The following is an 8,585-nucleotide window of genomic DNA, read 5'->3' on the forward strand; positions in this document are numbered from 1 at the left end:
GCGTTGCACGTCAGGGCTGGTGGCACCACCACCAGCCCTGACGCGCGCCTTGCCACCACGCCTTCTGGGGGCAACGCATCTCGCAGATTTAATGAGAACAGGCCCTAGGGCCTGTTCACATTCTCCTGCTGGCCATTCAACTGCACTCCCTACTTGGAGGAATACCTGATGCGAAACATTCTTGGCGTAACGATGACGGCCGCCTTGCTGGCCACGGCGACTTCCCATGCAGCCGAAACGATGTACGTCGGCGGCTATGGCGGTTCCACCGAACAGGCTTTCAAGGAAAAGATCATTCCGCCCTTCGAGGCCAGCACCGGCAGCAAGGTCGTCTACGTCTCGGGCAACTCCACCGACATCCTGGCCAAGCTGCAAGCCCAGCAGGGCCGCCAGGAAATGTCGCTGGCCATGATCGATGACGGCCCGATGTACCAGGCGGTCGGACAGGGCCTGTGCGCCAAGATGGAAGAAGGCAGCAGCTCGCGCGAGGTCTATCCCAATGCCCGCATGATCGGGGACAAGTCCATCGGCATCGGCTTCATCGCCACCGGCCTGGCCTACAACAAGGAGGTCTTTGCCAGGAACGGCTGGAAAGCGCCCGACTCCTGGCAGGACCTGACCAATCCCAAGTACAAGCAGAAAGTGGTGATTCCCCCCATCACCAACGGCTACGGCCTGCTCACGCTGGTGATGATGGCTCGCCTCAACGGCGGCAGCGAAGAGAAAATCGCGCCGGGCTTCGACGCCATGATCAAGAAGGTGGCGCCCAACGTACTGGCCTGGGAACCCTCGCCGGGCAAGATGGCCGAAATGCTGCAGACCGGTGAAGCCGCGCTGGCGGTGTGGGGCAATGGCCGCGTGCAGGCCGTGATCGACCAGGGCGCCCCGGTGGAATTCGTCTACCCCAAGGAAGGTGCAGTAGCGCTCATGTCGGCCGCCTGCGTCGTGGAAGGCGCACCGCAAGCCAAGCTGGCGCAGCAGTTCCTGCAATACGTGCTGTCGGCCGACGTGCAGGCCATCCTCGCCAATGCCCAGGGCTGGGGGCCGGTCAACAAGACCACCAAGCTTTCTCCGGAGGTCATCAAGCGCGTGGTCTATGGTCCTGAGAAGGTGGGACAGATGATTGCGCCCAACTACGGCGTCATCAATGCCCAGCGTGCCGAGTGGACCAACCGCTGGAATCGTGCCGTCGAGCGCTAAACGCCCGCGCACCCTTACCAGATCAGACCAGGGGACCCCTCCATGAGCTTTCTTCAATTGAATGGCCTGTCCAGGCACTATGGCGACGTGGTGGCGGTCCGACAGTGCGATCTGTCGGTGGACAAGGGCGAATTCATCAGCCTGCTGGGACCGTCAGGTTGCGGCAAGACCACCACGCTGCAGATGATCGCCGGCTTCGTGCAACCCAGCAGCGGACGCATCCTGCTGGATGGCCGCGACATCACCGAGGTCAAGCCGAGTCGGCGCGGACTGGGCATCGTGTTTCAGAACTACGCCTTGTTCCCGCACATGACGGTGGCGCAGAACGTCTCCTTCGGGATGGAAATGCAGGGACTGCCCGGCGGCGAGCGCAACCGACGGGTTTCGGAAACGCTGGAGCTGGTTCACCTGGGCGCGATGGCGCAACGCTATCCCAAGGAGCTCTCCGGCGGCCAGCGCCAGCGTGTTGCACTGGCACGCGCCCTGGCCGTCCAGCCACCGGTATTGCTGCTGGATGAACCGATGGGAGCACTGGACGCCAAGCTGCGCGAGGAAATGCAGATCGAACTGCGCGCCCTGCAGCATCGGGTGGGCGTGACCACCATCATGGTCACGCATGACCAGGCAGAAGCCATGACCCTCTCCGACCGCGTGGTCTTGATGAACAAGGGTGGCATCGAACAGATCGGCCGTCCTTACGACATGTACGAACAACCGAACGGACGTTTTTCCTCGACCTTCCTGGGCAAGGCCAACGTGTTCGCCGCTACCCGCGTGCAGGGCCACCATTGCGTGGAACTGGAGGGCTATCGTCTGCCGGCAGCAGACCTGGCCACCTGCGGCGAGGTCGAATACATCGTCCGTCCCGAGAAACTCGAATTCACCACGCCCGAGACGGCGCTGCTGGCCGGTCGCGTGCAGGCCCGCGTATTCCTGGGCAATCATTGGCTTTACCAGGTGCAGACACCGCTGGGCCTGGTCCAGATCAGCCAGGCCAACAAGGGCGCTCCCGACTGGGACGAAGGCGATCCGGTCAGCCTGCGCTGGGCACCGGAGCATGCGCGCGTGGTCCCCCGTAGCGGAGCGGCACAATGAGCTCCCGTCCCGGCGCACTACCTTACTGGATGGGCACGCCCGCAGCCCTGCTCACGCTGGCCTTCGTGGTGTTGCCCCTGGTGATTACCTTGTCGTTGAGTTTCTTCCCCTTCGTGGCCGGTGGCGGCACGGGCGACCATCTCACGCTGTCGCACTATCTCGATATCGCCACCGACGACTACTTCCAGACCATCTTCCTGCGCACCTTCGGGCTGGCCCTGGTGGTCACCCTGATCTGCATCGTCATCGGCTTACCGGAAGCCTACGTACTCTCGCGCCTGTCGGAACGATGGCGCGCCGTCTCCCTGGTCATCGTGCTGGGACCGCTGCTGATCTCGGTGGTCGTGCGCACCCTGGGCTGGGCCATCCTGCTGGGCAATGAAGGCGTGATCAACAAGGCGCTCATGGCGGTTGGCCTCATCGATACGCCGGTCAAGATCATGTTCACCTTTACCGGTGTGGTGATCGCGCTGGTACACGTGCTGGTGCCGATGATGGTATTGGCGGTGTGGGCATCCCTGCAAAAGCTCGATCCCGCCACCGAACAGGCCGCCGAATCGCTGGGCGCGGGGCTGGGTACGATCATGCTGCGCATCGTTTTTCCGCAGGTCATCCCGGGGGTACTCTCGGGTGGTCTGATCGTGTTCTCGCTGGCTGCCAGCGCCTTCGCCACGCCGGCCATCATCGGCGGACGGCGGCTCAAGGTGGTGCCCACGACGATCTACGATGAATTCCTGGGCAATCTCAACTGGCCTCTGGGCGCGGCCCTGTCGGTGGTGTTGCTGGTGATCGTGCTGGCCGTCTCGCTGGGCGTCAACCGCCTGGTGGAGCGACGTTACAAGCAGGTGTTCCAATGAAGACGCGCGTGCCCCTGCCCCTGATGCTGTTCCATCTCGCCTTTGCGACCTTCATGCTGGCGCCGCTGGTGATGGTGGTGTGCGTCTCCTTCACCGACAAGGGATATATCTCGCTGCCCTTCGACGGCGCCTCGCTGCGCTGGTATGGCGCCATCCTGAGCGACGACAGCTTCATGACGGCCTTCTATCGCAGCCTGTGGCTGGGTGTGACGGCGGCGACCCTGGCGACTCTGCTGGCGGTACCGGCCGGCATGGCCATCGCCTGGTATCGCTTCCCCGGCCGGGAGGCACTGCTGGGGCTGCTGTTGTCGCCCCTGATGGTGCCCAACATCGTGCTGGGCATTGCGCTGCTGCGCTTGCTCACCTTGCTGGGTTCGCCCGGTACCGCCTGGGGCCTGACAGTCGCACACACGGTCATCGTGCTGCCCTACGTGCTGCGCCTGGTGGTGGCTGCGGCTACCGGCTTTGACCGCACCATTGCGCAGGCCGCCCAGTCGCTGGGGGCCTCGGCCTGGACCGTGTTCCGGCGGGTGGAGCTGCCACTGCTCATTCCCGGTGTGGCCGGGGGCTGGATCATCGCCTTCATCAACAGCTTCGATGAACTCACCATGTCCATCTTCGTCGCCTCGGCCGGCACCGAGACGCTGCCGGTGAAGATGTACAACCACATCGCCAACACCATTGATCCGCTGCTGGCCTCGGTCTCCACCGTGCTCATCGTGCTCACGCTGGTGCTCATGGCACTGCTGGAACGCTTCTACGGACTGGACCGGATTCTCTCTGGAAAGACATCATGATTTCAACGGATATCGATACCCTCATCATCGGCGGCGGCGTGGTAGGCATGTCCATCGCCTACGGCCTGAGCAAGGCCGGTGAAAGGGTGCTGGTACTGGACGAAGGCGATGATGCCTTCCGCGCCGCACGCGGCAACTTCGGTCTGGTATGGGTACAGGGCAAGGGAGAGGAACGTCCCGACTATGCGCGCTGGAGCATGGCCTCGGTGTTGCGCTGGTCGTCCTTCGCACAGGAGCTGACGGCCGGCAACGGCATCGACCTGGAACTGCAACAGATCGGCGGACTGCAATTCTTCCTCAACGACGACGAGCTGCGCGCCTACGTGCAGAAACTGGAACGCCTGCGCGAGGCCGTCGGTGACTATCCCTTCGAGGTACTCGATCCGGTGGCCCTGAAAGAACTCTCACCGTACATCGGACCGGAAGTGGTCGGTGCCGTCTATGGTCCGCGTGATGGTCACGTCAGTCCGTTACGCCTGCTGCGCTCGCTGGTGCAGTCCTTTCATGCACGCGGCGGGGTCCTGCGCAACGGCGTGCACTGTGAGCAGATCGTCCATCGTGCCGGGCAGTTCGAGGTCCACGCCGGTGGCCAGCAATACGTGGCCGGCAAGCTGGTGCTGGCCGCCGGGCTGGGCAACCGCACGCTGGCTCCGCTGGTCGGACTGGACGCGCCGGTCGCCCCCAATCGCGGCCAGGTGCTGGTGACCGAACGCATGCAGCCGTTTCTGCGCCACCCCTCGGGCCATGTTCGGCAGACAGGCGAAGGCGTGGTCCAGATCGGTGACTCCAAGGAGGACGTCGGTTTTGATGACCGCACCTCGATCGACCAGCTGGCCCATATCGCCAACCGCGCACGTAAATATTTTCCGCTGCTCGATGGCGCCAATGTCGTTCGCTCCTGGGGGGCATTGCGGGTGATGACACCGGATGGCTTCCCCATCTACGAGCAGTCGCGTCAATGTCCCGGGGCTTTCCTGGTGACCTGCCACAGCGGCATCACGCTGGCGGCCATGCACGCCGGTCCCCTCTCGGACTGGATCCGGGGTGCTGCCGAGCCAGCCGCCATTTCCACCTTCAAAGCGGAGCGATTCCATGTTCAAGTCGATGCTGACGGCCGATGAAGACCGTCGCCCCGAGGTTGCCATTCTGGTGGACGGCCAGTCCATCAGCGCCAGGGAAGGCGAAAGCCTGGCCACTGCCCTGCTCAATGCGGGAATCAGCCCCTTGCGGCATACCCCGGTATCAGCAAGCCCGCGTGCGCCCTTCTGTCTGATGGGCGTGTGTTTCGATTGCCTGGTCGAAGTCGATGGCCGCCAGAACGTGCAGTCCTGCATGGTCCCGGTGCATGCCGGCATGCAGGTGCGGCTGCCGCACGGCGCGCGTCGCGTGGGAGACCCCGCATGATGGCACCGACCCACGATCTCATCATCATCGGCGCCGGCCCGGCCGGCATGTCGGCGGCCATCAGTGCCGCAGCATTGGGACTGAAGACCTTGCTGCTGGACGAGCAGCCGCATCCGGGCGGGCAGATCTATCGCCATGTCACGCAGGTGCCACCCAGGGTGGCCGCCGTGCTGGGTCCGGATTACCTGCATGGACGCGGCCTGGCCGAGCGCCTGCAGCAGTGCGGTGTGGACTATCGCAGCGGCGCCCTGGTATGGGAAATCACCCAGGATCTGGTGCTCACGGTACAACAGGACGAACGTTCCTATCGCTTGCGCGCCCGCCAGATCATCGCCGCCACCGGTGCCATGGAACGCCCTTCGCCACTGCCTGGCTGGACCTTGCCCGGCGTGCTCAATGCGGGCGCCGCGCAGATCGCGATGAAGACCTCGGCCTCGGTACCGCAGGGCCCCGTGGTACTGGCCGGTGCCGGCCCCCTGCTGTTGCTGGTGGCCTGCCAACTGCTGGAGGCCGGTGCCGAGGTGGCGGCGGTGGTACAGACCTCGCCACCCGAGAACCTCAGGCGCGCCCTGCCTCATCTGGCGGCCGCACTGGGGGCAGCGCAGTACCTGATGAAGGGCCTGAAGATGCTGTGGCGTTTGCGCCGGGCCGGCGTACCGCTGTACCAGGGCGCCAGCGCGCTGCGCATCGAGGGCAAGGGTCAGGTCGAACGGGTACGGTTCAGCGTCGGTGCCCGCGACCACACTCTGGCGGCCAAGGTGGTGCTGCTGCACCATGGCGTGGTCCCCAATACGCAGCTGAGTCGCCAGCTGCGCCTGGATCACCGCTGGGATGCCCTCAATCTGTGCTGGACACCCGTCGTGGACGAAGGCGGCCAGACCTCGCTGGAAGGCTTGCGCATCGCTGGCGACGGTGCCGGCATTGCGGGTGCGCGGGCGGCGGAATCGGCAGGGATCATCGCTGCGGCCCATGCCGCCCTGGCCATCGGCAAGTCCGACGCGGCGGCATGCGCCGCCCTGATCGCGCAGGCAAGGGCAGAACGCGCCCGGCATCTGAAGATCCGTCCCTTTCTGGATACGCTCTATCGCCCGCCACAGTGGCTTGCCAGCCCACCCGATGAGGCCATCGTGTGCCGTTGCGAAGAGGTCAGCGCCGGACAGATCCGCGAGATGGCGCGCCTGGGCTGCCAGGGGCCCAACCAGACCAAGTTCTTCAGTCGTTGCGGCATGGGTCCCTGCCAGGGACGCATGTGCGGCCTGAGCGTGACGCAGATCCTGGCGCAGGAGCTGGGCAAGCCACCCGAGGAAGTCGGTGCCTATCACATCCGCACGCCCCTCAAACCGATCGCGCTGGCCTCGCTGGCCGCGCTGGCCGATACCGAACCCCTTGCCTCGGAATGATCCGGCGCAAGGCCATGGCAGTGACATGATCCATCGTTGACAGGAGAATCGCTTGAGCACCACCGACCACAGCATCGAAAGAAAGCACACCAATGCGCGCATGAGCAAGATCGTCAAGTATGGCGGCCTGGTGTACCTGTGCGGACAGACCGCAAGCGGCGGCCCCCATGCGCAGGCCGACATCGCCACCCAGACCACGGAAGTGCTGGCCCGCATCGATGCCCTGCTCAGCGAAGCGGGATCGCACCGCGAGCGTATCCTCTCGACCACCATCTACCTGCGCGACATCAGCGACTTTGCCGCCATGAATGCCGTCTGGGACGCCTGGGTGCCCGCCGGCACCGCCCCGGCCCGGACCACGCTCGAGGCCAGGCTGGGCGCCTCCAGTCTGCTGGTGGAAATGACGGTGGTCGCTGCTCAGTAGACCTGCCACAAAGAAGGCGGGCCGCCACGGCGGTGGCAGGCCTGTCCCGCATTTTTGCTCAATACTTCATATTGGCCGAGACATACATCGCCCGTCCGTCCCCGGGGGCATGCCGGGTCTGGTCATTGATCCAGACATATTCATAGTAGCGATTGGCCAGGTTCTTGAGCTGCAGTTCCAGGCTCAGCCTGGGCGTGACCTGATAGGTGGCACTGGCGTTGAAGAGCGTGTAGCCGCCGAACTTGCCACCGGTATTGGCGGTGGTCAGGTAATAGCTGCCCTGGCCGTTGACCGAGGTCGACAGCTTCAGGTCCGCCGTGGCCTGGTAGTCGATGCCACCGGAATACACCTGGCGCGGCACGTGGTCGATTTCCTTGCCGAGGGTGTTGGGTGCGGTCGGGTCCGGCGTGATGATTTCCGATCGCTGGCGCGAATAGGCCAGCCACAGCGTGGTGCGCTTGCCGGCGCGCAGGTTGATCTGCAGGTCGACACCATTGCGCTTGGTCCGTCCCACGTTTTCCGAGTCGCCAGTAGGATCGTTCAGACGACGCTTGACCTCGTCCGAGGCCCGCTGCTCCCACACCGCCACGCGGCCATCAAGCCAGTCCACGGGCGTGAACTTGACGCCGGTTTCCCAGCCCTCATTGATGGAAGGACGCAAGTCGTTGTTGTTGGACTTGTAGGCTGCCGCGCCGGCACCGACCTGGAAGGTACGCCCCCAGTTGGCATAGATGCTGGCCTGGCGGATCGGTGCATACACCACGCTGAGCTTGGGCTGGCGGATATAGCCGTAATCCTGGATGCCATAGCTCACCCCGCGCGAAGGGTCGTTGAAACGTCCACCCACATGGTCCACCCGATAACCGGGAATGATGCGCAGCGCCTCCACGGGCTTGATCACGGCCTGCACATAGGTCCCCACCGTATCGAAGACGAAATGATGATCGCGCGTCTGCGACACACGTACCTGGTTGACCGTGTTGTAGCGCGGGCTCTGGTCCTCCTGGCGCTCCATGCTGAAGCCGCCTTCCAACGCCAGGTCGCTCATGCCTTCGAACGCCTTCCAGCGCGGGCGGTAGGTAGCATTGGTCAACAGCCCGTAGTGGGTCTCGTCGATGAGGCGCTCCTGCTGCGACGTGGTGGACGAGTAACGCAGCCAGCGCTGGTCACGCACGCGGTTGAGATAAAGCTTGGCAGCGACCGAGAGCTGGTCATCGATGTCGCCATCGAAGTGCAGGCTGACCTGGTCCATCTGGCGGTTGCCGCCATCGGACTGAGCATAGGCATACGCGGAGGTCGGATTGCTGCGCGCATCCTGAGCCGTCAGGTAGCCCGGTTCCTGCGCATGGGCGTTAGGGCCTGTTCACATTAAATCTGCGAGTGCGAGAGGTCGCCAAGCGTTGACTGC

Annotated in this window: 9 protein-coding genes; 8 read left to right on the plus strand and 1 reads right to left on the minus strand. The window is 64.2% G+C overall.

Annotation, left to right across the window (positions count from 1 at the left end):
- Positions 1-168 precede the first annotated feature (168 nt).
- Genes HNO82_RS21860 through HNO82_RS21895 form a run of 8 tightly spaced genes read left to right on the plus strand, consistent with a single transcriptional unit; the run spans position 169 to position 7,177 of the window.
- The gene (locus HNO82_RS21860) at positions 169-1,200 is read left to right on the plus strand and encodes an ABC transporter substrate-binding protein (RefSeq protein WP_249777068.1); all 1,032 of its coding nucleotides are present in this window, start codon (positions 169-171) and stop codon (positions 1,198-1,200) included.
- 42 nt (positions 1,201-1,242) lie between these two features.
- Entirely contained in the window at positions 1,243-2,295 is a 1,053-nt protein-coding gene (locus HNO82_RS21865; RefSeq protein WP_008333208.1) for an ABC transporter ATP-binding protein, read from the plus strand.
- Positions 2,292-3,152, plus strand: a complete 861-nt coding sequence (locus tag HNO82_RS21870) for an ABC transporter permease (RefSeq protein WP_175345128.1) — start codon at positions 2,292-2,294, stop codon at positions 3,150-3,152. The genes HNO82_RS21865 and HNO82_RS21870 overlap by 4 nt, the downstream gene beginning before the upstream one ends.
- Positions 3,153-3,175: 23 nt before the next feature.
- Positions 3,176-3,949 carry an ABC transporter permease gene (locus HNO82_RS21875; protein WP_081486118.1) on the plus strand — a complete coding sequence of 258 codons (774 nt, stop codon included), beginning with the start codon at positions 3,176-3,178 and terminating at the stop codon, positions 3,947-3,949.
- Complete coding sequence (locus HNO82_RS21880; RefSeq protein ID WP_175345129.1) at positions 3,946-5,070, plus strand: NAD(P)/FAD-dependent oxidoreductase; 1,125 nt, start codon at positions 3,946-3,948, stop codon at positions 5,068-5,070. The genes HNO82_RS21875 and HNO82_RS21880 overlap by 4 nt, the downstream gene beginning before the upstream one ends.
- The gene (locus tag HNO82_RS21885; protein ID WP_175345130.1) at positions 5,042-5,353 is read left to right on the plus strand and encodes a (2Fe-2S)-binding protein; all 312 of its coding nucleotides are present in this window, start codon (positions 5,042-5,044) and stop codon (positions 5,351-5,353) included. Before HNO82_RS21880 ends, HNO82_RS21885 begins: the two co-directional genes overlap by 29 nt.
- The gene (locus HNO82_RS21890) at positions 5,350-6,753 is read left to right on the plus strand and encodes an NAD(P)/FAD-dependent oxidoreductase (RefSeq protein WP_175345131.1); all 1,404 of its coding nucleotides are present in this window, start codon (positions 5,350-5,352) and stop codon (positions 6,751-6,753) included. Before HNO82_RS21885 ends, HNO82_RS21890 begins: the two co-directional genes overlap by 4 nt.
- Positions 6,754-6,805: 52 nt before the next feature.
- Positions 6,806-7,177, plus strand: a complete 372-nt coding sequence (locus HNO82_RS21895; RefSeq protein WP_008333223.1) for a RidA family protein — start codon at positions 6,806-6,808, stop codon at positions 7,175-7,177.
- A 58-nt stretch (positions 7,178-7,235) separates the two neighbouring features.
- Here the strand turns inward: HNO82_RS21895 and HNO82_RS21900 are convergent, their stop codons facing one another.
- Positions 7,236-8,504, minus strand: a complete 1,269-nt coding sequence (locus HNO82_RS21900) for a TonB-dependent receptor (protein WP_283810210.1) — start codon at positions 8,502-8,504, stop codon at positions 7,236-7,238.
- Between the last annotated feature and the right edge of the window lie 81 nt (positions 8,505-8,585).

Origin of the sequence: Herbaspirillum sp. C9C3, from assembly GCF_013359625.1 — a bacterium.
In the GTDB taxonomy this organism is placed as follows: Bacteria; Pseudomonadota; Gammaproteobacteria; order Burkholderiales; family Burkholderiaceae_D; genus Herbaspirillum.

Excerpts from the sequence above, each read along its gene's own strand:
- HNO82_RS21860 (WP_249777068.1), top strand. The coding sequence starts at position 169 with ATGCGAAACATTCTTGGCGTAACGATGACGGCCGCCTTGCTGGCCACG.
- HNO82_RS21865 (WP_008333208.1), top strand. The coding sequence starts at position 1,243 with ATGAGCTTTCTTCAATTGAATGGCCTGTCCAGGCACTATGGCGACGTG.
- HNO82_RS21870 (WP_175345128.1), top strand. The coding sequence starts at position 2,292 with ATGAGCTCCCGTCCCGGCGCACTACCTTACTGGATGGGCACGCCCGCA.
- HNO82_RS21875 (WP_081486118.1), top strand. The coding sequence starts at position 3,176 with ATGCTGTTCCATCTCGCCTTTGCGACCTTCATGCTGGCGCCGCTGGTG.
- HNO82_RS21880 (WP_175345129.1), top strand. The coding sequence starts at position 3,946 with ATGATTTCAACGGATATCGATACCCTCATCATCGGCGGCGGCGTGGTA.
- HNO82_RS21885 (WP_175345130.1), top strand. The coding sequence starts at position 5,042 with ATGTTCAAGTCGATGCTGACGGCCGATGAAGACCGTCGCCCCGAGGTT.
- HNO82_RS21890 (WP_175345131.1), top strand. The coding sequence starts at position 5,350 with ATGATGGCACCGACCCACGATCTCATCATCATCGGCGCCGGCCCGGCC.